We start from the raw sequence: 23496 nt of genomic DNA, 5'->3' as shown, positions 1-23496 counted from the left end.
TATATAGAATATAATATATATCTGTTTTAATTTATAATAAAAATAGTAAACAGATGCTTTTAATAATAAAAGCATTAAAAAAGCTTTTTAAATTTATTATATAAAAGTTATTATTAATTCTAATATAGGGGGGGATATTAATGTACTTAAAGTTTCAAAAGGAAGAAGAGAAACTCGTAGTTTTTATGATGGGAGAGTTAGATCATCATAGTGCAGAAGAAGTTAGAAGCAAAATAGATGATAGACTTGATAGAGAACTAATTGCTAAACTTATTTTGGACTTCAAAGATGTAAGCTTTATGGATAGCTCGGGAATTGGAGTTGTTATAGGTAGATACAAAAAAATGACAGCTAAAAATGGCAAGATATGCATAGCTAATGTTAATAACTCAGTTAAAAGAGTTTTTGATTTATCAGGCATGTTTAAAATTATAAAAGTTTACGAAAATTTAGAACAAGCACTTAAGAATATTTAATGAGGGGGGATAAAAATGTACGATAATATTGTTAAAATTGAATTTTTAAGCAAATCCCAAAATGAAGGCTTTGCCAGAGTTGCTGTTGCAGCATTTGTATCTCAGTTAGATCCCACTATTGAAGAATTAACTGACGTTAAAACTGCTGTATCTGAAGCAGTTACAAATTCTATAATCCATGGATATGGAAATGCAAATGGAATTATTAAAATTGAAGCCATGATTGAAGATACTACATTAACAATAAAAATCAATGATGAAGGTGTTGGAATAGAAAATGTTGAGCTCGCAATGCAGCCATTGTACACATCAAGGCCTGATCTTGAAAGATCAGGAATGGGCTTTACAGTAATGGAAACTTTTATGGATAGTCTAGAAGTAAAATCAGAAAAGGGTAAGGGAACTCAGATTATTATGAAGAAAGTTTTCAAGAGTTTAAGTTAGGTGAAGGCTATGGATGATGGAATTCTTAAGAAACAGGAATATAATTATGATGATAACTTAGAACTTATTAGGCTGGCTAGAGAAGGGGATAAAAATGCCTTAGATAAAGTTATTCAGTATAATCTCCCATTAGTTTCAGCAATTAGCAAAAAATTCTTAAATAGAGGCTATGAGTATGAAGATATATTCCAAATAGGGTCTATGGGACTAGTTAAGGCAGTTAATAACTTTGATAGTAAATTCAACGTGAAGTTTTCTACTTATGCCGTACCTATGATTATGGGTGAAATAAAAAGATTTCTTAGAGACGATGGAATAATAAAGGTAAGCAGAAGTGTAAAAAATGTAGCAAGAAAACTTCATTATGACAAAGAAGCCTTAACAAAAAAATTAGATAGGGACCCAACGATAGAAGAATTATCTGAGTATTCAGGGATAAATTCTGAAGAAATAGTTTATGCCTTAGAATCAACTAACAATATGCAATATCTCTACGATACAATACATCAGGACGATGCTTCTCCAGTACTCTTAATTGATAAATTAAGTGAGGATTATGAAGAAGACTCAGATATTGTAGATAAAATAGCCTTAAAAGATGCACTTATCAATCTAGATAATAAGGCAAGGCAAATAATAATGCTTAGATATTTTAAGGATAAAACACAAGTTCAAGTAGCCAAAATGCTTGGCATTAGCCAAGTTCAAGTATCTAGAATAGAAAAAAAAGTACTAAAATTGATGAAAGATAGACTTAGTGGATAGGATTTATTTTATAATTCCTATTCATTTTTTTTTTGAAATGTATTGCCTTGAATAACAAAAATAATATTACATAAAATACTTTTATGAAATTACATTTTTATGTATAAGGAAGTGATAGAATGGCTAATAAAGAAGAGGTTTTAAAGCAAAGGTTTAAAGATATCTCAGAAGAAGTTAAGCCTAAATCTCATTTATTAAGAAACTGTATTAGAGCCTTTTTGGTAGGTGGAATATTATGTGATATTGGCCAATTTTTTAGCAGCTATTTTACTAGAATAGGAATGTCTAAAGATAATGTTTCAATTTTAGTTTCTATCTTTATGGTTTTTTTAGGAGCTCTTTTAACCGGTATAGGATTCTATAATAAAATTGCAGCCTTTGGCGGAGCTGGAAGTTTAGTACCCATTACTGGCTTTGCTAACTCAATTGTAGCACCAGCTATGGAATTTAAAAAGGAAGGTTTTATATTCGGAGTAGGTGCTAAAATGTTTGTAATAGCAGGACCGGTTTTAGTTTATGGAATAGGTTCTTCAGTCATAGTAGGAATAATTTATTATATTATAAGTAGGTGAGTTTTGCTTGAACAAAAAAGTTGGTAAACAAACAGTAAGACTAGACAGTAGGCCAAGGATCATTTCTACCTTTAGTGTGGTGGGGCCAAAGGAAGGAAATGGGCCACTAAGTGAATACTTTGATGTCATACTTGAAGATGACTTAAATAAGGAAGATACCTATGAAAAGGCTGAAAGTAGTATTTTATATATGGCTATTAAAGAAAGTATAAATAAGGCAAATTTAAGTGATAATGACATAGATTATTTATTTGCAGGAGACTTATTAAACCAATTAACTTCATCCACTTTTGCAGCTAAGGATATGGATATACCTTTTTTAGGGCTTTACGGCGCTTGTTCTACCATGACAGAGTCACTGGCAATAGCAGCTATGATACTAGACGGTGGGTTTGCAAAGCATGTAGTTGCTGCAACTTCCTCACACTATTCTTCTGCTGAAAGACAATTTCGCTTCCCATTAGAATATGGCAGTCAGAAAGCACCCACTGCTCAATGGACTGTTACTGGAGCTGGTTCCATGGTACTAGGGACAGAAGGGAATTTTCCGTATATAACTTATACGACTATAGGTAAAGTTAAGGATTATGGAGTTAACGATGTAAATAATATGGGTGAGGCCATGGCTCCTGCAGCAGTTAATACTATTTCACAGCACTTTTTGGATACTGGCAGAACCCCAGATTACTATGATTTAATTGTAACTGGGGATCTTGGAATAGTAGGGAAGAGAATAACTAAGGAGCTTATTATGGAATACGGGTATGATATAAGTGGTAATTACATAGACTGTGGTGATGAAATATTTAATCATGAAAAACAATTAACAAATGCAGGAGGAAGTGGTTGCGGGTGTTCTGCAGTAGTTGATTGTGGATATATTTATAAAAGCTTACTAAATGGGAAACTTAAAAAGGTGCTGTTGATTTCTACCGGGGCACTTTTAAGTTCAACTTCCTGTCAGCAGGGACTTACTATACCTGGCATTGCACATGCAGTTGCTATTGAATCTTAAAACCGTGGCAGCATAAAGGAGGTCTAGGCTTAAGAATGGAATTTTTAAATGCATTTGTAGTTGGAGGTATAATTTGTGTTATTGCACAAATTTTAATAGATAAAACAAAACTTACTCCTGCAAGAATACTAGTAAGCTTCGTAACCTTAGGAGTTATTTTAGGAGCTTTAGGTATTTATGAACCCATAGTAAAATTAGGTAAGGCAGGAGCAACAGTACCTTTACCAGGTTTTGGTTACGCCCTAGCTAAAGGGGTAATGAAAGAAGTAGACTCTTTAGGACTTCTTGGAGCCTTTACAGGTGGCATAAAAGGAACTGCAGGTGGAATTACTGCTGCTATTATTTTTGGATATTTAATGGCATTGTTATTTAACTCTAAAACTAAGGAATAAAATTATGGAAAATAAAAAACAAGAAGTAAGTTATATCTTACTTCTTGTTTTTTATTATATTAATTATTATTAGTATTATTATTAGTATTAGTATTTCCACCTGTATTTGCTGGAACAGTTCCATCTGTATTGCCTGGTGTAGTACCAGGATCAGTTGTACCTGGTAATGTTCCTGTATTATTTCCTTCTGCAGGTGGGATGGTAGGAACCACTGGTTTTGTATCATCTAGTTCCTTTGGAAGTACATAAGGCTGATCCTGCAGTGAAGCTGATGGTGTATAATCTCTTTTTATAAATATTCTGCTTTCAAGTAGATCTTTCGGAGTATTTTCCGTTGCAAGCTTACCATTTGCTTTATTTATGTCAGCCTTTACATGTATTGTGCACAATGTGGTTGGCTGTGTACCATCAATAAACATTTCTCTAGTAACTTGGCTGCCTCTTGGATCATTAGCACATAAATCCGTAGGAGAGCTGCCTGAATCTCTACATATAGATGTAGTTACTATGCCACTAGGCATTTGAATATCTTTTACTGTTAGGCTCTTATGTGCCTCAGCCATGATTTTGCCCCAAAGTGCTGCTGATGTAGAACTAGTTATGCCACTATTAAAGGTTCTAGGTGTATCGCTTCCAATCCAAACTGCGCCTGAATAATAAGGAGTCAAGCCGCTGAACCAAAAGTCTTTTTTATCTCCAGATGTACCTGTTTTACCTGCTGCAGGCATTGAACTAAACCTTGCAGCTGGGCCAGTACCACCAGCACTTGTTGGTCCCTTAAGCATATCATACATTATATATGCTGCTTGAGGAGATAAAACTTTTCTATTAACTAATTTACTTTCTAGTATTGTAACACCTCTCCTATCAACAACCTTTGTATACATTTTAGGTTCAGTATACATTCCATTATTTCCAAAGGTGCCGAATGCAGCTGCCATAGTAAGGGTATTTGCACCATGGTGCAGCTGACCTAGAGAAAGTGCAGATAAACTTGTTTTATCATCATTATCGAAGGTTAAACCAAATTTTTCACCATAAGCAACACCGGTTTTAAGACCGATATTATATTCTTCCTTTATAGCTACTAAATTGATAGAGCTCTTAATTGCTTCTCTAATTGTTACATAGCCTCTAAAAAATCCTGTTTCATAGTTTCTTGGATTCCACGGCTTGCCATTTTCGGGCCATTGCTTTCCTATATCGGTTGATAAAGGGGAATCCTCTACTACTGTACCTGCTGTTGCCATCTTTGTATCAATTGCAGGTCCGTATACAGTAAGGGGCTTTATACTTGATCCTGTAGGTCTTAGGAATTCCTTTGAACCATTAAAAGCTGCTCTATTATAAGATCGAGCAGGCTGAGTACCCCTTCCACCAATTATGGCCTTCACCTCACCAGTATGGTAATCCATTACTACTGCAGAGGCTTGAGGCTGAACTACATTTGTTTTTTCTGGGGTGTAATTAACTCCATAATTTTTGCTATCGTCTAATATTTTTTGCGCAGCATTTTGAAGGTTCCTATCCATAGTTGTATAAATCTTCAGTCCTCCATACATAAGAAGACTGTTTACTTCATCATCACTATAATTATATTGAGCTTTCAAATCTTTTTTTACTTGTTCAATTGCAGGAAGTGAAAACCACTCGTAATTTAGCCTATTCATATTTTTTATAGAAGCTTGATTAAACTCAAGGGCTTTTACACTTAAACCATTTACTGCCTGATCGTATTGGCTTTTAGTAATATAATTATTTTTTAACATTGCAGCCAATACCATTTTTGTTCTATTTAAGTATTTACTAGGATCTTTTTTTGCTGAATCCAAAAAAGCGTTATAAATACCAGGTGCTTGTGGAACACCTGCTATATATGCAGCTTGAATTAAACTTAAGTCCTTTGCATGTTTACTAAAGTAATATTCTGAAGCTGCTTCCACACCATGAACTGTACTTCCAAAGGGGATTGTATTCATATAGGCTTCTAAAATCTGTTCTTTAGTTAATTTCTTTTCAAGCTGAAGTGCTAAATACATTTCCTGAATTTTTCTTTGAGCAGAAACAGTATTATTTAACATAGTATTTTTTATTAATTGCTGAGTAATAGTAGAGGCTCCTTGTACACCGCTTTTGCCGGTGAGCTTATTTTTAATATCTATGTATATTACTCCTAGAACTCTTTGGGGGTCAACGCCCTTATGGTTATAGAAACGTTCATCCTCTATACTTACAAAGGCATGCTGTAGGTCTTTGCTTACTTCATTAATTCCAACAACATCTCTTTTTTCATTTGTTGCAACATCATCCATGTAGTTATTATCTTTATCATAAATTTTTGAGGGCTCTTTTAAGGTCAAAATCTGGTCAACGTTTAAGGCTGGAGCTGTATTAATTATGGCAAGTCCTATTCCTGCACCAGCTACAATAGCTAAAATAATTACTGCTAATATAGATAATATAATATTCCTTAAAATCTTTTTACTCTTTTTCTTCTTCTTTATTTTTTCAGAGTTCTTTTCTTCATTCATATGTTAATCCTCCTTGAATGCTTGTATAAGGAAAGAGAACTTTTAAATATTATATCATATAAAGCTTTAATAATAAAATATTAATTGTAAAATATGTCATTTGTATTATTAGGCATTTTAGTTGCTTGTCCTAATCTTAAAACTTATAATTACCTCATTTTATTAAAAAAACTATTAGTTTATGACTATATTACAAATATTGACAAATAATAAAATTTTATTCACAAATCATATTTGCTAAAGCTTAACATAATATTAAATATACTTATAATAACATAATTTTATTAATAGTAAAGAGGTGATAATATTAAAAGAAAAACAAAAATAAAGCTTATTTTAAGCTTTATTGTAATAATAACTATTTTTAATCTATTTATTTATATAACAGATAAGGCAATATCACCAGCAATTATAGCAGTTGCTAGTGCAGAAATAAGATCTAAGTCCATGGAAATTATTTATACCTCAATAATTAATGAATATTCAAAGCAGTTTAATTATAATGATATTATTCATGTAGAAAAAGATGGGGAAGGAAATATAACCTTATTAAAAGCAGATACCTTAAAATTAAATAAAATTGCATGTGATGTTGCCTTAGACTCTCAAAAACAACTCAAGCTTATTGGTAATACTGGTGTTAAACTACCACTTGGGTATGTACTTCAAAACAACTTTTTAGCTAAGTTTGGACCAAAAATTACTGTGTTTATGAATCCTATTGGATATATAGAAACAAAATACGAATCTGAATTTGAAAGTGCAGGTATAAATCAGACTAGACATAGAATCTATGTAAAGGTTCAAGCTAAACTCCGAGTCGTGGTTCCACTTAAAAAAGAAGATATTGATGTAGCTTGTGAAGTTCCTATATCTGAAACCATTATTGTTGGTAAAATACCTAATACCTCAATTAACATGGGTCTGGAAGGTGCTGGTTTTAAATTAAATAGCAGGTAAATTTAATATTGTAAAGCACAAAATATGCTGCAGGAATCATGGATATTATTAAATCCAGGACTCCTGTAGCATATTTTATATTTTTAAATAAACCTTCATTTTAATCTATAGGTAGTATTAGTCTTCCCAATTAAATACATAGGGTATATTTCTGTAATAATCCCCATAGTTAAGACCATAGCCCACCACAAATACATCAGGTATTTCAAAACAGCAATAATTAGGCTTTACATCTACTTTTCTTCTCTCAGGTTTATCAAGAAGCACGCAGGATTTTACGCTGTTTGCACCTAAAGACTTTACGTGTTCCATCACAAACTGCATAGTAATCCCAGTATCAACTATATCATCTACTACTAAAACATCGCAGCCTTCAATATTATCTGGTATATCATTTACTACACTTACTGAGCCAGAGCTTTGTTCATTATGGCCATAACTTGAAGTTGTCATGAAACCTATTTTGGTCGGCACAGTTATATTTCTTACTAAGTCAGCTGTATATATAAAGCTACCGCGTAGTAAAGAAAGCACATATAGGTTCTTACCCTCATAGTCTTTAGAAAGTTCAAGGCCAAGTTCAGCTATTCTTTTCTCGATTTGTTCCTTTGTTATTAATATATTTACCTTTTTGTTTTCCATTGTAACCCTCCACACCATAGATATTTACAATATTGTTTTAATAGTATAAAATTATATGAAAGTTGTCAAGTATATATAAATAATAAAAATAAACGGAGTTGTTATAATGATCTATGGGAATATAGAAGGTATCAGAAATACCATATTAGATAAATTAGAGGAAATCTATGATTATGTAATTCCAAGAGAAGAAGTCTTTACCCTTGAGCTAGTATCAACAATAAGCAATATTACAAGTTTAATAAACAAAGAAATAAGTGTTGCTATAGATAGAAAAGGCAAGGTAATCAGTGTCGCTATAGGAGACAGTACTACTGTTGAGGTACCTATTATTGATATTAAATACAAAAAGCTTTCTGGAGTAAGAGTAGTTCATACTCATCCAAATGGACCATCATTGCTTTCTGCCCTTGACTTATCAGCTCTTACAAAATTAAAGCTGGACTGTATTGCTGCATTGTCTGTGAAAGAGGGCATAGCTATTGATACAACCTTAGGCTTTTGTATTATTGAAAATGACCTGTTAAAAGCTGAAACGACTGAAGAAATAAACATTGAAGAAGCTGTAAACTTTAATTTTTTAGATAAGGTATACTTTGTAGAAAATGAACTTAAAAATAATAATATAATAGAAGAGGATGGAGAAAAGGCAATATTGGTAGGCATCGAAAGTGAAGAAAGCTTAGATGAGCTTAAGGAACTTGCAAAAGCCTGCCAGGTGGAAGTTGTTTACAAGGTTCTTCAAAAGAGAAGTAAGATAGATTCAGCCTTTTATATTGGTAAAGGTAAGGTAGAGGAAATTTCCATGCTGAGGCAGGCTTTAAAAGCAAATGTTATTATTTTCGATGATGAATTAGATGCCTCCCAAGTAAGAAACTTAGAGGAGTACACCGGAGCTAAAGTTATTGATAGAACTACCCTTATTTTAGAGATATTTGCAAGAAGGGCAAAAAGTAGAGAGGCAAAGATACAAGTAGAACTAGCTCAGTTAAAATATAGAGCTGCAAGGCTTTCAGGCTTAGGTACTGTACTTTCTAGAACTGGTGGCGGAATAGGAACGAAGGGACCTGGTGAAAAGAAACTAGAAACAGACAGAAGACATATAAAAGAAAGAATATATGATTTATATCGTGAACTTGAAAAGATTAAGAAACATAGAGAAACTCAAAGGGAGAAGAGAAACGAAATACCTAAGGTCTCTTTGGTAGGCTATACTAATGCAGGAAAATCTACCTTAAGAAATAAACTATGTGAAATTGCAATGCCAAAGGATGGTACCATTAAAGAAAAGGTGTTTGAGGCAGATATGCTTTTCGCAACCTTGGATATAACCACTAGAGCAGTAATATTGCCAGATAGTAGGCATATTACACTTACTGATACTGTTGGCTTTGTTAGAAAACTGCCGCATGATTTAGTAGAAGCCTTTAAATCAACCTTAGAGGAGGTAATTTATTCTGATTTGCTGCTCCATGTAGTTGATGGTTCTTCTAAGAACTCAATAGAACAGATTGAAGCTGTTGAAGCTGTACTTGAGGAACTTGGCGTTAAAAATAAGCCAACTTTAATTTTAATAAATAAAATAGATAAAGCTGATGAAGAAAATATTATTAAATTAGAAGAAGCTTTAAAAACCGAAAAGCAAATTAAAATTTCTGCTAAGCAGGGTATTAATTTAGATTTATTATTAAAGGAAGTTGAGGGATTACTCCCATATACGTTAATTACAGCAGAATACTTGATTCCATATTCTAGGCAGGAGATTACAGCTTTTCTTCATAGAAACGCTAAGATTTTAAAAGAAGAGTTTAGGGAAAATGGAACTTATATCTCAGCTAAAGTAGATGATGAGGTCTATAACAAGTGTATAAATTTAATGTTATAAAATATCTTTATTTTTCTGTATTTACTGTATAAAGATTAATTTAATTTTAAAACTGTCATTTCTGCTGTGCAATTGTATAATTTTTGAAAGTTTTTATTCAAATTATGCAAGTAAAGTATTGTTTTTATGCTAATTTGTATTATAATTAATATATGTTTGTTTTGACTTTAGGGAGGGGATTTTATGGAAAGAACTATTTTACAGTATCAAAAGGCGTTCAATAGTATAATAGATAGATTAAAGGGAAACGAAGCTGTACTTGCTGCAATGGTCTTTGGAAGTATGGTTACTGGAGACTTATGGGATGAATCGGATATTGATCTCTTTGTAATAATTGATAAGAAAATAAATAATATAAAAAATATTTATACTGAAGAAAAGCAAGTGCCTGTACACATTAAACTTATGAGTAAAAGTAAGTTTTTACAGCTATATGAGGAAGATCTAAGAGGCGGTTTTATGCTTCGAATGTTTGCTTCTTCAAGGTTAGTATTTTCAAAGGATATGGATATTACCCAAAGATATGACAGTGGAAGATATTATCCTGATTTAGACAGAGAAAGATGGAATATGGTATATCTTGGGAAGGTATTGAAGAACATAGATCTATGTAACAAATATCTTTATAACGATGGAATTTATACTGCTTATGGAGCTGCTGTAAAGTGTGTTGAAAATTATGCTAAGCTTTATATCAATTATTCAGGTTATATGATTAGTAAAGATGCTATTGCCATGGCAATGAACTTAAATGATGATTTTAGAAACTGCGTTGATGGTTTGTTTTTTAATAAAAATGATACCGTAACAGCCATTGAAAGTACTTTGAAATTTATAGAAGATGCAGTGGATGAGACTATTAGAAATACAGCCGCCATATTACTAAATTATATGAGAGGAAAGGATAGCTTTTTAAGCACAGAAGATATTAAAAACGACAAGTTGTTTGAAAGCTATGATATAGCTATTGAAGATATATTAAACAAGCTTTGGGAAAGAAATATGATAAAAAAGGATAATAGAGATTATAAAACAGATGACGGGAAAGTATTGTTTAAGGAAAATGTTTATTTTATCTAATATTTTATGTATAATGTTTATATACAGCTACTAGTATAATTTATTATTCTAGTAGCTTAATTACTATATAGGTGATGTAATGGAAAAATTTTTAACTAAGTTTAACAATGAAGATTTACCTAAATATATACAAATTGCCAAGCATATTAAAAGATTAATAGATAGTAATATAGTTGAGGATGGGGAAAAGCTTCCATCTATTCGTAAGTTATCGAAGTTTTTACAGGTAAACAACGATACAATAATAAATGTATACAATAGGCTTGAGGCGGAAGGCTATGCTATGCAGAGAATTGGCAGCGGAACCTATGCAAAAAAGCGTGAATATACAAAGAGCTTTAAAAAAGACTATACTGATATTTTCAAGAAACTAACTTTAGAAGAACTTAAAGCGTACGTTGACTTTACTGGCGAAAATGCCTGCAGTGACTTTTTTCCAGTAGACTCTTTTAAAGCTGTATTAAACGAGGTATTAGATAGAGATGGAGCAGAAGCCTTAGCAAATCAGGAAGCTTTAGGTTACTATGGCTTAAGAACAAGCATCAATAAATATTTTTGGAATGATGAAATTGACCTAGAGAATATACTTATAGTTTCCGGGGCTCAACAGGGGATAGATATTATTTCTAAATCCTTGGTGAATGTAAATGATAATGTTATTGTGGAAAAACCAACTTACAGCGGTGCATTATCAGTTTTTAGGGGAAGAAGGGCAAATATTTTTGAAGTACATTTAGAGGAAGACGGAATAAATTTAGAAGAATTCAAAGAAATCTTAAAGAAAAATAGAATTAAGATATTTTATTTAATGAGCTATTTTCAAAATCCAACCGGTTTTTCCTACAGTCTTAAAAAGAAACAGGAGATACTTAAGCTTGCTTTAGAATATGATTTTTATATAATTGAAGATGATTACTTGTCTGAGCTTATATACGATACAAATATTAAATATGAGAGTTTTAAATCCTTAGATTTAAATGACAGAGTTATTTATATTAAAAGTTTTTCCAAAATATTTCTGCCAGGTATAAGAATTGGATATTTAATATCTCCAGAAAATTTTAAAGACCTAATACAAAATTCAAAAATAGACACGGATATTTCAACATCTAGTCTAATGCAAAGGGCTCTGCAGCTTTATATTGAAAAAGGTTTTTGGAAAAGCCATATAAATAACTTAAATATAATTTATAAAGAAAAATATGCCTTTATGGAAGAAAAGCTAAAAGAAATATTAGGTGATTTTATAGAATTTAAAGCACCGGGAGGTGGGCTTAACTTTTATATAAGCCTATCAGAAAAGGTTAGAATAGATAGTATTACTTTATTTTATAAGTGTAAGGAGAAGAAGCTGCTTTTAACTCCAGCTTTTATGTTCTATAAGCACTATAAAGAAGGGGAAAGAAACTTCAGGTTAGGATTTTCAAAGGTAAGTAATGCAGATATAATTACAGGCTTAAATATTATAAAAGAAATTATTAAAAGTGAGTGATTTTTTTGGATAAAGGTCTTATAAAAATTGATTGGAAGGATATAGATAATTTAAGTGAAAGTGAAATAACTTATTTTTTATCTTTAGAAGGTAAAAGTATAGCGGCTATTGAAAAAATAAGAGGTTTAAGTAGGGAAGAAGTTCAAAAGCAGCTAATAGAAGGAAAAATTAAATATAGATTTTTAGCAAATAGCAAAAATGAAACAGAACTCTTTGAAGCCCTATGTAATGCGGGAAAGACAGATAAGCTTTCAGTTTTAAATTCAATGAGTAGCGTAAATAAGGAAAAACTAATTTTTTATATTAAAAATGAATTTGCTAATATGACCTCGAAAAATAAGGAATATGCCCTATGGATAGCTGGGGAATTAAAGGCTCAGGAAATAATAGAAATTCCAATAAAGTCAATAGTTCATAAACATGTAAATATAAGAAGAATGGCAGTATCTGCTCTTGGAAAAATTGGAGATAAAGCATCTGAAACTGCGTTAATTAGAGCTTTAGAAGATGAAAATACTCAAGTTGTACTTTATGCTGTAAAGGCTTTAAAAAAACTAAAAAGTGATAAAGCAATTGATAAAATGAAGGATATTAAAGAAGGAAGTAATAAGGATTATATTATTAGAGCTGCCAAGGAATATCTAGATGAAATAGAGGTTAAATAAATGAGTTATCTTACAATTAAAAGTGAAGCCAAAAGTGAATTTGAAGAAAAAAAATCAGTATTCATTGGTCATGCTAAGAGAATATATAGCGAAGAGGAAGCTAGAGACTTTATTAATAAAACCAAAGTAGAAAATAAAGAGTCTAATCATAATGTATTAGCCTATGTTATAGGCGTAAACATGGGAATTCAAAGATACAGCGATGATGGCGAACCGCAGGGGACGGCAGGTGTACCTGTTCTAGAGGTTATAAAGAAAAATAACTTAACTGATATTGTTATTGTTGTAACTAGGTATTTCGGAGGTGTGCTATTAGGAGCTGGCGGCCTTGTTAGGGCCTACTCAAAAGGGGCTAGCTCAGCAATTAAGGAAGCAGGAATAGTAGAAAAAATAAAGGGAGCTGCCTTATATGCGAATTTTGAATATGACCATTTAGGAAAAATTCAATATATGTTTGCTCAAAATAATTGGTATATTGAGGAGATTTTCTATTCTGATAAAGTGAAAGTAAAATATTTTTGTGAGGCAGGGAATCTCCAATTAATTAAAGAGAAAATAGTAGAGGCTTGCTCGGGAAGGGTAACCTTTGAAGTAGAAAGTGAAGAGTTTTATTTTAAATTAGAAAATAGGCTTTATAAAGAACAATAACGGATAAAGTTGTAACCTTTATAGATTTTATGCTATAATAATTTGTGCGTAAATTTTCGTAAATCAATTACATATATAGGGTTTTGTTAGGAGGAGATTTTTATGTCAGGACATTCAAAGTGGCATAATATACAAGCAAAAAAAGGTAAGGCAGACGCTAAAAGAGGAAAGATATTTACTAAGATAGGAAAAGAGCTTATAATGGCTGCTAAAAACGGCGGCTCAAATCCAGATATAAATAATAAGCTTAGAGATGTTATTGCAAAGGCAAAGGCGAATAATATGCCTCAAGATACAATTAATAGAGCAGTTAAAAAAGGTGCTGGAGAAGCTGATGGTGCTAACTACGAAGAAATAGTTTATGAAGGCTACGGACCAGCAGGAGTTGCTGTTATAGTAAATGTTTTAACTGACAATAAAAATCGTTCTGCAGGTAATGTAAGGCACGCATTTACAAAGCATGGCGGAAATATGGGTTCAGCAGGCTGTGTATCATTCATGTTCCAAAAGAAGGGGCAGCTAATAATAGAAAGAACTGATGAGCTTGATGAAGATGAACTAATGATGATGGCTCTTGATGCTGGAGCAGAAGATTTTGCTTCAGAAGAGGAAGTATTTATCATTACAACAGAACCAGAAGAATTTGGAACTGTTAGAGAAGCTTTGGAAGCTAATAATTTAGAATTCTTAGAAGCAGATATTAAAATGATACCTGATACTTTTACTGCTGTTGATGAAGAAACTGCTGCAAAGATACAAAAGATGCTGGATGCACTTGAAGATGATGATGATGTACAGGACGTATATCACAATGCAGAGTTCCCAGAGGGTTTTGAGGAATAAGTAAACAATTATATTCATATTACCTAAACTGTTGAAGAGTCTTATATAAACCTTTATATGTGAATTAAAATTCACATATAAAGGTTTTTTTATGCAAATCAAAAACATAGTTCCAATTTATAAAATTTATCATATATTATACTGAAGAAATTGCCAATTTATATAACATATTAAATATGATTGGAGATGTTTACATGGGTAGAAGAAGTAGTAGCTCAAGATGCTGTTGTACGGAAGATATATGTTGTGGTGGAAATGGCTTTGGCGGATCCTGGATAATTTTTATAATTATTATTCTTATCTTTTTTAGCGGAAATAATCGAAGATGTTGTTAGAAGAGAGGCCTAGGTTTATCCTAGGCTTTATTATTTCAGAAAACTTTAAACCACTCTTTGTACTTTTTACCAATATAGGCATAAATAATATATTTTGAGAAAAAATAAACCTTAGTTTATAAATTAAATAACTGCTTTAATGAAAGAAGGTTTAAAAATGCATAATACTTTTGCGAATTGTGAGAGTGATGTAACAATTATGAAGGTGTTCTTAAGAAATAATGATGGCAATAAAAAACAACACAATTATTCAATTGATATAGAATGCTTCGATATATTTCTAAATGATTTTATGAAAAAACAAATAGAAAAGCTCTGTACTATAGTTTTAAGCTCTGCACCCGAAATCCAAATTTATAGATTTATGAAGGAAGAAACAGCAATAATAGAATTTACTGCCAGCCATAAAATAAAAAATAAATTTAAAGTAACTGCAGCTACTGTATTTAAAGACTATGTCAAGAATTTAAAAGACTTTAACAGCACAATAGATATTATTAGTAAATCAATTATTGAAAAAATAGTATATATTTTCACTGCTTACTCCTTAGAAAGTTATTAGTTTAATACATAAAATATTTTAATGAAGCTAATAAATTACTTAACAAAGCCTTCGGAAAATTGCGAAAAATGTTCTAAATACAAGAATTGTGTTGAAAAAACTAAAAACCTATGTTAACATATGAAATGTGTTTAATTGAATATTACATCCATATAATCTTGAAAATATGGTTCAAGAGTTTCTACTAAAAGACCGTTAATCTTTAGGCTATGGGTGAATCCTTAAGAATTTATTAAGTTTTTTTGACTTTTTTTCCTCTGTTGGGTTTACCATTAGCCCAGTAGGGGATTTTTTATTTAATTATACAATATTTCAACTTAGAGGAGCGAACATAAGGTATGTCTAAATCGAAAGAAATCAATCAGCAAAAATCATTTTTAGAATCATTTTTTAAACTAAAAGAAAATAATACAAATGTTAAAACGGAAATAATTGCCGGTATAACTACATTTATTACCATGGCCTACATAATTTTTGTTAATCCTAATATATTAAAATTCGCAGGGATGAATGCAGCAGGTATTAAGGGTGATGGGGCGGCTGCCTTTACCGCACTAAATGATCCTATTATAGCCTCTGTATTTGCTGCAACTTGTATAGCAGCTGCCATAGGTACTTTGGTTATGGGCTTATATGCTAATTTACCCTTTGCACAAGCACCTGGTATGGGACTTAATGCATTTTTTACTTACAGCGTATGCTTAACTTTGAAATATACATGGCAGCAAGCTTTAGCCGCTGTGTTTATTTCCGGCGTATTATTTATAATAATAACTGTAACTTCCATAAGAGAAAAAATAGTTGATGCTCTGCCACACAATTTAAAGCTTGCTATTTCAGGCGGAATTGGGTTGTTTATTGCGTTAATAGGTCTCAAAAGCGGAGGACTTATAGTAGCAAGCCCTGAAACCTTAGTTCAATTTGGTGATTTTACAAAGCCTGGTGCAATACTTACTATAATTGGGATTGCTATCACAGGAATTTTGATGGCAAGAAATATTAAAGGCTCTATATTGATAGGCATAATACTTACAACTGTTATAGGTATACCTTTTGGATTAACACATTTAACTGGGATTAAATTAGTTAGTACTCCACCATCTCTTGCACCTACCTTTATGCAGCTAGATTTCAAGGGATTGCTTTCTAATAGCAGCTTAGGTGCTGCAGGAATTGTTGGTGCTATAACGAGTTTAGTAATGGTTGTAATAACCTTTAGCTTAGTAGACTTATTTGATACTATAGGAACCTTAGTAGGAACTGCACAAAAGGCAAATATGCTGGATTCAGAAGGAAGAGTGAAAAATATGCACAAAGCTCTTTTATCCGATGCTGTTGCCACCACTGCTGGTTCAATTTTAGGTACAAGTACTATTGTAACTTATGTTGAATCTACTTCAGGAATATCTGAAGGCGGAAGAACAGGACTTACTTCACTAACAGTAGGTATACTTTTTATACTTTCTATTTTCTTTAGTGGTCTTGTGGGCATAGTTCCTGCAGAAGCAACGGCTCCAGCGTTAGTTATTGTTGGAGTACTTATGATGGGTGCTGTTACAAAGATAAATTTTGACGATTTTACTGAAGCACTTCCTGCTTTCTTTACAATAGCAATTATGCCCTTTAGCTATAGTATAGCAAATGGTATTGCTGCTGGAATAATATTCTATCCTATTGTTAAAATTGCCACTAATAAACAGAAGGAAGTTCATCCAATTGTTTATGTTCTAGCAATACTTTTCATTTTAAGATTTATATTACTACCACATTAATAAATGTGGAAAGTGCGCCGCGAAGACCATTCTTCTGGCGCATTTTTATGGTAAATATAAGTAAAACAGCTAAATGTGCATATATTTGCATTAATTAAATTATCATAATATAATTAATGAGTATAATTAGAAAAGGGGATGAGAAGGCATGATAAAGGCGGTATTGTTTGATCTTGATGGTACACTTATCGATACTAATAAACTTGTAATTGAATCTTTTAAGCATACATTTAAAGAAGAATTAAATATAGATGTGCCAGAAAGTGAAATAGTAATGTATTTTGGGGAACCCTTAATTGATACCCTTTCAAGATATGATAAAGAAAATGCTCATTTATTACTTAATACATATATTAAATATAATGAATCTATTCATGATGATACTGCAAGAGAGATAGCTTACGCAAAAGAAACTCTTTCAGAACTAAAAGCCTTAGGAATAAAGGTTGGAGTAGTAACTTCTAAAAGAAAATTAATAGCAGAAAGAGGGTTAAAGCTATTTAATCTATTTGACAAAATGGATGTAATTATTACTCCAGAGGATACCTCTAAGCATAAACCAGAGGCAGAACCAGTATTAAAAGCCTGTGAATTGCTTAATATTAAGCCAGAGGAGTCCTTAATGATTGGCGATAGTCACTATGATATACTTTGCGGCAAAAATGCAGGGGCAAAAACCTGCTTAGTAAAATATACTGTACTTCCCATAGATCAAATTATGAATTATAAACCAGAATATGCAGTTGATTATATAAAGGAAGTAATTAATATAGTTAGAGAAGAGAACTTTAGGTAAAACTACCTAAGGTTTTTTTATTAAATTTGTCATTAAAGAAGGAAATTGTCTGAAAATATAGAATATACTATACAATGCAGTATTTAAATTTATGAGAGGTTTATTTTGCTGTAATTATGCTTTGAAAGGGTGTATTAGAATGAACAAACTTTATTATTGTAATGATTGTAAAAGGGTTATAAATAGTGAGGAAAACTGTAATTACTGTAATGGTAATTTAGTTTATGAGCTTGTAGATGGAGCACCTGTTAATGTAATTGGGACAAAGCTTAAAGGCAAGGTATTAAAGATTAAAGAAAACACTGTTAGATTATTAGTTAAAGATGAAGGAAATAATAGACTAATAAAAGAATATGAAGGAGATAAATTGAGGAAAATAATATAAATTAAATTAATTTTTATAGGGTGCAGCTTTTATATAAGTTAAACTGCATCCTATTTTATGCTGATTAACAAAACTATTTATTTTACAAACATTTGATAAAGCATTTTTACTGCAACTCCTAAGGACATTGTTACAAATATAGGCTTTATAAGCTTGGCTCCCTTAGTTAAAGCAAGTACTGTACCTATTCTTGCTCCAAAAATCATAAAAATAGCAACTGGAATACCTAACATATAATTTATTTGTCCATTTATTGCAAACAACAAAAGCGAAGTAATATTGCTTATGAAATTTAAAAACTTTCCGTTTCCACTTGCCTTAACAAAATCAAATCCATATATATTAATAAGTCCGAAGATTAAAAAGGAGCCTGTCCCAGGTCCGAAGAAACCATCATAGAAACCAAGTGAAATTGCTAAAAGCATTCCTAACATTATGGTTTTTTTTGTTATTGCCACAAATTTATCTTCCAAACCAATGGTTTTTGAAAAAATACTATATACACCAACACACAGCACTAAAACTAAAACTAGAGTAGAAAGAAAATTTTGATCTACCTTTAATACGGAGGTCACTCCTAAAACTGCACCTACAAAGGTTAGAGGAGCTAAGTATTTCATTATCTCAAAATTAATTTTGCCTGATCGTGCAAATTTTATCGAACTTGTGAAAGAAGCAGCAGTAGAGGAAAACTTATTTGTTCCAAGAGAAAGATGTGGAGGAACCCCAGCTAATAAATAGGCAGGAACACTTATTAAACCACCACCCCCTGCAATGGAGTCTACTAAAGCTGCCAAAAATCCTAAAGGACATAGTATTAAAAGTTTAATAAAAAAATCATGGTTTAAAGAAAGATTATAAAGCATATTTACACCTGCCTGATATTAGATTTCCCTAAAATATTTTAACATAGTTTTACTGCAGTAGTCTAATTTAATTTTAAAAAAGATATTCTTTTTAATATATAAAAAACCAGTAAAAATGGTATCCATATGTTTATTACTTATTGAGGCAATAAATAATAACTCATATGGATGTCATTAAATTAATTACTATTCTCTTTATATTTCTTTATTAAATTATGCTTAAGAATATCATCGGAATATTCAAGCTGTATTTGCACATTATCTTTTTTTACTTTTAGATTATTATCTTCAGCTGTCACAGCACCGGTTTTAATATTATAATAAGTGTTATTAGGAGAATAGTAATATATATTTCCATCAGTAAAGGATCCGTTTCTAAAAATTACGGTTTCATCAGTTGAATTAAATAAATCCTTACCAAAAGTTTCTCCTCCCTTAAGAGAAAATAAATTCTTAAGGGTTGGGTAAACATCCATATCACCGGAAAATTTATTATAGGTGCCTGCATTTTCATCATCTGGGAAATGAATTAGCAATGGAACCTTCTGAAGCATAGACCACTGCATGTCATTCATATCCTTAATATTCATAAAGTCAGCTAATTCCTGTTCATTTTCCTTAGGAATTGCATTATGATCTCCATATAAAACTACTATAGAATCCTTTAGTATTCCTTCTTTATCTAAGGTATCTAGAAAATCTCCAAGAGCCTTGTCAGTATAATGTATCCCTCGAATATAATTACCAATCAAGGTGTTATTATATTTGCCTACATTAAAATCCCCATAACCTGCTTGGTCGTCAAAAGGGAAATGGCTGCTTAGGGTTATTAGAAAGGCATAATAGGGGCTTTGCAGTGTCTTAAGTTTATCTACAGATTGCTTTAAAAAGGATTCATCACTAAGACCAAGGCCAACCTTAGAATCAATAGTATAATCCTTATCACTGTAAAACTTATCAAAACCTTCTGCATTGTACATAACATTTCTATTCCAGAATGTGCTTTTAAAGCCATGGAAAGCAGCAGTACTGTATCCTTCTGCTTTGAAGGAGCTTCCAAGTGAATCAAATACGTTTCCTGAATACATATAATATGCCGCACCTGAGGCAGATGGATAGAGAGAATTATTGGTCATAAACTCTGCATCAGAGGTTCCACCTGAAGAGATCTGGTAGAAGAAGTTATTGAAATAAGCACTTTTCTTTATCCATTTATTAAGATTTGGAGTAATTTCCTGACCTTCAATCTTCTGATTAATAACAAATTGTTGAAGTGCCTCCACTTGGATCATAATAAGGTTCTTTCCCTTAGCTATACCTGACAGTTTGTTTGTATTTTCAATGGAATTACTTTCAACAAAGGTTTTAATGGCTGCTTCATTTTCTTTTGGCAAGGCTGAATGCCTGTCTATAGTATTTGTAATTTCATTATATATATCTATACCATGAGCATCAAGTATTCCAAGATCAGTTGCTATATATATTCTATTAAACATTGTTGTAATAAGTCTTGGCTGTTCAACAGATAATTTATAAATATAAATTGAGTTTATTACAACTCCTGTAATAAGTAAAATTACAAGGGTACATAATCTATATCCTAGTTTTGTTTCACTAAAGTTTTTGGTTAAATTTAATCTCTTGATTACAAAGAACAAAAGTATATCTGCTAAAAATAATAAATCACTAAGCCTAAATAAACTTGCTACACTAGACTTAACTGTTCCAAGCATTAGACCATTTCTAAGTACTGATATTGTAGGAATATCTTTGAAATACCTGAAATAATTAATATCGCAGATTAAAATTAAGCTAATAAAAATATCCAAGATTAAAATGGCCTTAATTCTGCTTCTTTTCTTAAATAGTAAAAGTAAGCTTAAGAGAATCAATACTGAAGAAGCTATTGGAATAATTATAGTTTGATACTTGAAGTAATTTTCTTGAATTTGTCTGCCGTATAATAATACTTTTATAGATAAAGTTGTAAAAAATAAAATAATATCTAAATTATTTATAAGAATGTTTTTAGCTTTTTTCATTAAACAATCCTCCATGGATGCATTTTCAGAGCTTAATTATTTTTTTACTAATGCAAATCAAAATATAGGCATTTTAAAGTATAGGACTTCTTTATGACGATATTGTTACAAAAGTATGAATAAATTGTTACAAATTTATTATTTATATGTAATAAATCAAAAGCATATTTTTTATGTTCAATTTCTTAAAAATTAAAGATTTTATTTACATTATAAAATTGGTAATGCATAATATTAATGTTATGAGATTTATAATGACATTTGAAATTACTTTGGAGGTAAAAATGAAAAAAGGCAAGGAATATGAGCTTAATATAGAAAGTACAGAGTTTCCAGGAATGGGTGTTGCTAATCTAGATAATAAAAAGATCTATGTAAAAAGCGCACTTCCTGGACAAAAAATTAAAGGAAGAATCAGCAAAATAAAATCAGCCTATGCTGAAGCAAAGATAGTAGAAATTCTAGGAGACGTTGATTATAAAATGCCAGTAAACTGCCCTCATTACAATGACTGCGGCGGATGTACACATCAGGAAGTGCCTTATGAAAAACAATTAGAGTTTAAAAGTAATCAGGTACAGGAGCTTTTATATGCTGGTGAAGTAAAAGACTTTGAATTTCTTGGAATAGAAAAAAGTCCTGAAGAATTTAATTACAGAAATAAAATGGAGTTCACCTTTGGAGATTATGAAAAGGGTGGAGAACTTACTTTAGGGATGCATTTAAAGGGAAGAAGCTTTGGAATAGTAACAGTAGAAAACTGCCAAATTGTAGATGCTGATTTTAGAAAAATATTATCTACAGTTTTAAACTATTTCAGAGAAAAAAAGCTATCTTATTACAAGGTCATTAAGCATGAAGGTTATTTAAGAAATTTGGTAATTAGGAAGGCCAAAAATACTGGTGAGATATTAATTAACTTAGTAACAACCTCACAGCTAGACTTTAATCTTATTGAATTTACTGAAAAGCTTAAAGGCATAAATTACGAAGGAAAGCTTACAGGCGTAATACACTTTATAAATGACTCTCTTTCAGATATGGTAGCTTTTGATAGAGTAGAAGTTCTTTATGGTAGAGACTATATAATAGAAGAAATTCTAGGATTAAAGTTTAAAGTAAGTCCAATGTCTTTCTTTCAAACAAATTCCAAGGGTGCAGAAAAGATATATAGCTTAGTGAAAAACTTTATGGGCGAGGCAGACACTAAAACGGTATTTGACCTGTACTGCGGAACTGGAACTATAGGGCAAATTGTAGCCCAAAAGGCAAAAAAGGTAATTGGCATTGAATTAATAGAAGAAGCTGTAACAGCGGCAAATGAAAACGCCAAATTAAATGGATTAAACAACTGCAGCTTCATAGCGGGTGACGTGGCAAAGGTCATCCAAACTATAAAGGAAAAGCCAGATATAATTATCTTAGATCCCCCAAGACCTGGGGTTCACCCAACAGCCCTAAAATATGTTATTGATTTTAATGCTCCAGAAATCATATATGTTTCTTGTAACCCTAAGAGTTTAGTTAATGATTTAAAGGTGCTGACTGAGGAAGGGTATAAGGTGGAGAAGGTGGTATTGATGGATTTGTTTCCACATACCCCACACGTTGAGACAGTTGTAAAGATAGTACGCAAATAGGTTGAGTTCAAAGGCTTTGAAGGTTTTGAACCACAGAAGACCTAATGAACTATTATCTTGTTGCCATACTTCGCTGATATAAATTAATTTTTGTTAATAATATTACAGACTCTATTATGATGTATGAATTTCCATATGGAGGCAATACTAAAACTATAATAGGAATAATATTATAGGAGGTATAGCAAATGCAGGCTGGAGTAAGAAATAAATTGGTGGGAAGAGTCGAGGAAATTAAGGCAGATGATGTTATGGCTCAAATCAAGATGACTGTTGATGGGTGAAATAATTCCCCGGTTGTAACGTCCGTGATGACGAGAGAGAGTTTAGAAGATGCAGGTTTTAAGCAGGGAGATAAAGTTGAGGCTCTTATAAAAGCCATTAATGTCGTATTTGTAAAACAATAATAATTCAAGACTGTTACATAACTATTTTTATGTGTGACAGTCATTTTTTTGTTCTTATTAAAAAACGTACGAAAAATTTAAAAAGTTGGTATTGAATATAATAGATATAATTTCCCTATGTGTTTTACTGATAATAAGCATCTACCCTGGGGTGCGTTGAAAATATTTTAATTTCTGATATACACTTCATAATACAACTAAAATACAGAAAATATTGATTAAAAATGTAAAAAATGATATAATTACCAATATATTCGCGAAAATTTAGGGGGATATCATTA

Annotated in this window: 22 protein-coding genes and 1 riboswitch; of the genes, 18 read left to right on the top strand and 4 right to left on the bottom strand. The window is 31.5% G+C overall.

Translation table 11 applies throughout. The features are described 5' to 3' along the window. The first annotated feature begins 140 nt into the window (after positions 1–140). The 6 genes from spoIIAA to spoVAE all read left to right on the top strand — a co-directional run bounded on the left by spoIIAA (position 141) and on the right by spoVAE (position 3664). Positions 141–476: an anti-sigma F factor antagonist gene (gene spoIIAA, locus ACJDUG_RS07910; RefSeq protein WP_406769353.1), complete on the top strand. Its 336-nt coding sequence runs from the start codon at positions 141–143 to the stop codon at positions 474–476. A gap of 15 nt (positions 477–491) precedes the next feature. Further along, the gene (gene spoIIAB, locus ACJDUG_RS07905; RefSeq protein WP_406769352.1) at positions 492–920 is read left to right on the top strand and encodes an anti-sigma F factor; all 429 of its coding nucleotides are present in this window, start codon (positions 492–494) and stop codon (positions 918–920) included. Positions 921–929: 9 nt separating this feature from the next. After that, positions 930–1685: an RNA polymerase sporulation sigma factor SigF gene (sigF, locus tag ACJDUG_RS07900; RefSeq protein WP_406769351.1), complete on the top strand. Its 756-nt coding sequence runs from the start codon at positions 930–932 to the stop codon at positions 1683–1685. A 119-nt stretch (positions 1686–1804) separates the two neighbouring features. Beyond that, a complete protein-coding gene (gene spoVAC, locus ACJDUG_RS07895) occupies positions 1805–2257 on the top strand; it encodes a stage V sporulation protein AC (protein ID WP_406769350.1) in 453 nt (150 codons plus the stop codon). A 7-nt stretch (positions 2258–2264) separates the two neighbouring features. Beyond that, entirely contained in the window at positions 2265–3272 is a 1008-nt protein-coding gene (spoVAD, locus tag ACJDUG_RS07890) for a stage V sporulation protein AD (protein WP_406769349.1), read from the top strand. A 35-nt stretch (positions 3273–3307) separates the two neighbouring features. Next, positions 3308–3664, top strand: coding sequence for a stage V sporulation protein AE (gene spoVAE, locus ACJDUG_RS07885; RefSeq protein WP_406769348.1), 357 nt, complete (start codon positions 3308–3310; stop codon positions 3662–3664). A 59-nt stretch (positions 3665–3723) separates the two neighbouring features. Here the strand turns inward: spoVAE and ACJDUG_RS07880 are convergent, their stop codons facing one another. Next, positions 3724–6195 (bottom strand): transglycosylase domain-containing protein, encoded by a 2472-nt coding sequence (locus ACJDUG_RS07880; RefSeq protein ID WP_406769347.1) that lies wholly within the window; start codon positions 6193–6195, stop codon positions 3724–3726. Between the two features lie 306 nt (positions 6196–6501). On the opposite strand from ACJDUG_RS07880, the gene yunB reads away from it, so the two are divergent. Then, on the top strand, positions 6502–7155 hold the full coding sequence (yunB, locus tag ACJDUG_RS07875) for a sporulation protein YunB (RefSeq protein ID WP_406769383.1): 654 nt from the start codon (positions 6502–6504) through the stop codon (positions 7153–7155). Between the two features lie 117 nt (positions 7156–7272). Here yunB and hpt read toward each other — a convergent pair whose 3' ends face one another. Then, complete coding sequence (hpt, locus tag ACJDUG_RS07870; RefSeq protein ID WP_406769346.1) at positions 7273–7797, bottom strand: hypoxanthine phosphoribosyltransferase; 525 nt, start codon at positions 7795–7797, stop codon at positions 7273–7275. Between the two features lie 106 nt (positions 7798–7903). Here hpt and hflX point away from each other — a divergent pair, with 106 nt between their 5' ends. From hflX to ACJDUG_RS07820, 10 genes are all read left to right on the top strand, one after another. Next, positions 7904–9682: a GTPase HflX gene (hflX, locus tag ACJDUG_RS07865; RefSeq protein ID WP_406769345.1), complete on the top strand. Its 1779-nt coding sequence runs from the start codon at positions 7904–7906 to the stop codon at positions 9680–9682. A gap of 183 nt (positions 9683–9865) precedes the next feature. After that, on the top strand, positions 9866–10762 hold the full coding sequence (locus ACJDUG_RS07860; RefSeq protein ID WP_406769344.1) for a nucleotidyltransferase domain-containing protein: 897 nt from the start codon (positions 9866–9868) through the stop codon (positions 10760–10762). A 79-nt stretch (positions 10763–10841) separates the two neighbouring features. Then, positions 10842–12254 carry a MocR-like pyridoxine biosynthesis transcription factor PdxR gene (gene pdxR, locus ACJDUG_RS07855; protein WP_406769343.1) on the top strand — a complete coding sequence of 471 codons (1413 nt, stop codon included), beginning with the start codon at positions 10842–10844 and terminating at the stop codon, positions 12252–12254. A 5-nt stretch (positions 12255–12259) separates the two neighbouring features. Beyond that, positions 12260–12919, top strand: coding sequence for a HEAT repeat domain-containing protein (locus ACJDUG_RS07850; protein ID WP_406769342.1), 660 nt, complete (start codon positions 12260–12262; stop codon positions 12917–12919). Continuing rightward, positions 12920–13567, top strand: coding sequence for a YigZ family protein (locus ACJDUG_RS07845; protein WP_406769341.1), 648 nt, complete (start codon positions 12920–12922; stop codon positions 13565–13567). Positions 13568–13669: 102 nt separating this feature from the next. Next, positions 13670–14410: a YebC/PmpR family DNA-binding transcriptional regulator gene (locus ACJDUG_RS07840; RefSeq protein WP_406769340.1), complete on the top strand. Its 741-nt coding sequence runs from the start codon at positions 13670–13672 to the stop codon at positions 14408–14410. Between the two features lie 492 nt (positions 14411–14902). Then, positions 14903–15307, top strand: coding sequence for a hypothetical protein (locus ACJDUG_RS07835; protein WP_406769339.1), 405 nt, complete (start codon positions 14903–14905; stop codon positions 15305–15307). Positions 15308–15435: 128 nt separating this feature from the next. Continuing rightward, positions 15436–15537, top strand: a riboswitch (purine riboswitch). 108 nt (positions 15538–15645) lie between these two features. Further along, positions 15646–17079 (top strand): NCS2 family permease, encoded by a 1434-nt coding sequence (locus ACJDUG_RS07830; RefSeq protein WP_406769338.1) that lies wholly within the window; start codon positions 15646–15648, stop codon positions 17077–17079. Between the two features lie 148 nt (positions 17080–17227). Then, a complete protein-coding gene (gene ppaX / locus ACJDUG_RS07825) occupies positions 17228–17875 on the top strand; it encodes a pyrophosphatase PpaX (RefSeq protein ID WP_406769337.1) in 648 nt (215 codons plus the stop codon). A gap of 139 nt (positions 17876–18014) precedes the next feature. Continuing rightward, positions 18015–18260 carry a hypothetical protein gene (locus ACJDUG_RS07820; RefSeq protein WP_406769336.1) on the top strand — a complete coding sequence of 82 codons (246 nt, stop codon included), beginning with the start codon at positions 18015–18017 and terminating at the stop codon, positions 18258–18260. A gap of 77 nt (positions 18261–18337) precedes the next feature. Here the strand turns inward: ACJDUG_RS07820 and ACJDUG_RS07815 are convergent, their stop codons facing one another. Together ACJDUG_RS07815 and ACJDUG_RS07810 are read right to left on the bottom strand one after the other, a co-directional pair. After that, a complete protein-coding gene (locus tag ACJDUG_RS07815; protein WP_406769335.1) occupies positions 18338–19126 on the bottom strand; it encodes a TSUP family transporter in 789 nt (262 codons plus the stop codon). Between the two features lie 179 nt (positions 19127–19305). Continuing rightward, positions 19306–21168, bottom strand: coding sequence for an LTA synthase family protein (locus ACJDUG_RS07810; protein WP_406769334.1), 1863 nt, complete (start codon positions 21166–21168; stop codon positions 19306–19308). Between the two features lie 284 nt (positions 21169–21452). Here ACJDUG_RS07810 and rlmD point away from each other — a divergent pair, with 284 nt between their 5' ends. Beyond that, positions 21453–22808: a 23S rRNA (uracil(1939)-C(5))-methyltransferase RlmD gene (gene rlmD / locus ACJDUG_RS07805; RefSeq protein WP_406769333.1), complete on the top strand. Its 1356-nt coding sequence runs from the start codon at positions 21453–21455 to the stop codon at positions 22806–22808. The last annotated feature ends 688 nt before the right edge of the window (positions 22809–23496 follow it).

It is taken from the genome of Candidatus Clostridium stratigraminis (genome assembly GCF_045310675.1).
GTDB lineage: Bacteria > Bacillota > Clostridia > Clostridiales > Clostridiaceae > Clostridium_AT > Clostridium_AT stratigraminis.
Note: the sequence above shows the minus strand (reverse complement) of the source record. Positions and strands in the feature narration are given on the sequence as shown.

Coding starts and splice junctions, on each gene's coding strand:
- spoIIAA (WP_406769353.1), top strand. CDS start 141: ATGTACTTAAAGTTTCAAAAGGAAGAAGAGAAACTCGTAGTTTTTATG.
- spoIIAB (WP_406769352.1), top strand. CDS start 492: ATGTACGATAATATTGTTAAAATTGAATTTTTAAGCAAATCCCAAAAT.
- sigF (WP_406769351.1), top strand. CDS start 930: ATGGATGATGGAATTCTTAAGAAACAGGAATATAATTATGATGATAAC.
- spoVAC (WP_406769350.1), top strand. CDS start 1,805: ATGGCTAATAAAGAAGAGGTTTTAAAGCAAAGGTTTAAAGATATCTCA.
- spoVAE (WP_406769348.1), top strand. CDS start 3,308: ATGGAATTTTTAAATGCATTTGTAGTTGGAGGTATAATTTGTGTTATT.
- ACJDUG_RS07880 (WP_406769347.1), bottom strand. CDS start 6,195: ATGAATGAAGAAAAGAACTCTGAAAAAATAAAGAAGAAGAAAAAGAGT.
- hpt (WP_406769346.1), bottom strand. CDS start 7,797: ATGGAAAACAAAAAGGTAAATATATTAATAACAAAGGAACAAATCGAG.
- hflX (WP_406769345.1), top strand. CDS start 7,904: ATGATCTATGGGAATATAGAAGGTATCAGAAATACCATATTAGATAAA.
- ACJDUG_RS07860 (WP_406769344.1), top strand. CDS start 9,866: ATGGAAAGAACTATTTTACAGTATCAAAAGGCGTTCAATAGTATAATA.
- pdxR (WP_406769343.1), top strand. CDS start 10,842: ATGGAAAAATTTTTAACTAAGTTTAACAATGAAGATTTACCTAAATAT.
- ACJDUG_RS07845 (WP_406769341.1), top strand. CDS start 12,920: ATGAGTTATCTTACAATTAAAAGTGAAGCCAAAAGTGAATTTGAAGAA.
- ACJDUG_RS07840 (WP_406769340.1), top strand. CDS start 13,670: ATGTCAGGACATTCAAAGTGGCATAATATACAAGCAAAAAAAGGTAAG.
- ACJDUG_RS07835 (WP_406769339.1), top strand. CDS start 14,903: ATGCATAATACTTTTGCGAATTGTGAGAGTGATGTAACAATTATGAAG.
- ACJDUG_RS07830 (WP_406769338.1), top strand. CDS start 15,646: ATGTCTAAATCGAAAGAAATCAATCAGCAAAAATCATTTTTAGAATCA.
- ppaX (WP_406769337.1), top strand. CDS start 17,228: ATGATAAAGGCGGTATTGTTTGATCTTGATGGTACACTTATCGATACT.
- ACJDUG_RS07820 (WP_406769336.1), top strand. CDS start 18,015: ATGAACAAACTTTATTATTGTAATGATTGTAAAAGGGTTATAAATAGT.
- ACJDUG_RS07815 (WP_406769335.1), bottom strand. CDS start 19,126: ATGCTTTATAATCTTTCTTTAAACCATGATTTTTTTATTAAACTTTTA.
- ACJDUG_RS07810 (WP_406769334.1), bottom strand. CDS start 21,168: ATGAAAAAAGCTAAAAACATTCTTATAAATAATTTAGATATTATTTTA.
- rlmD (WP_406769333.1), top strand. CDS start 21,453: ATGAAAAAAGGCAAGGAATATGAGCTTAATATAGAAAGTACAGAGTTT.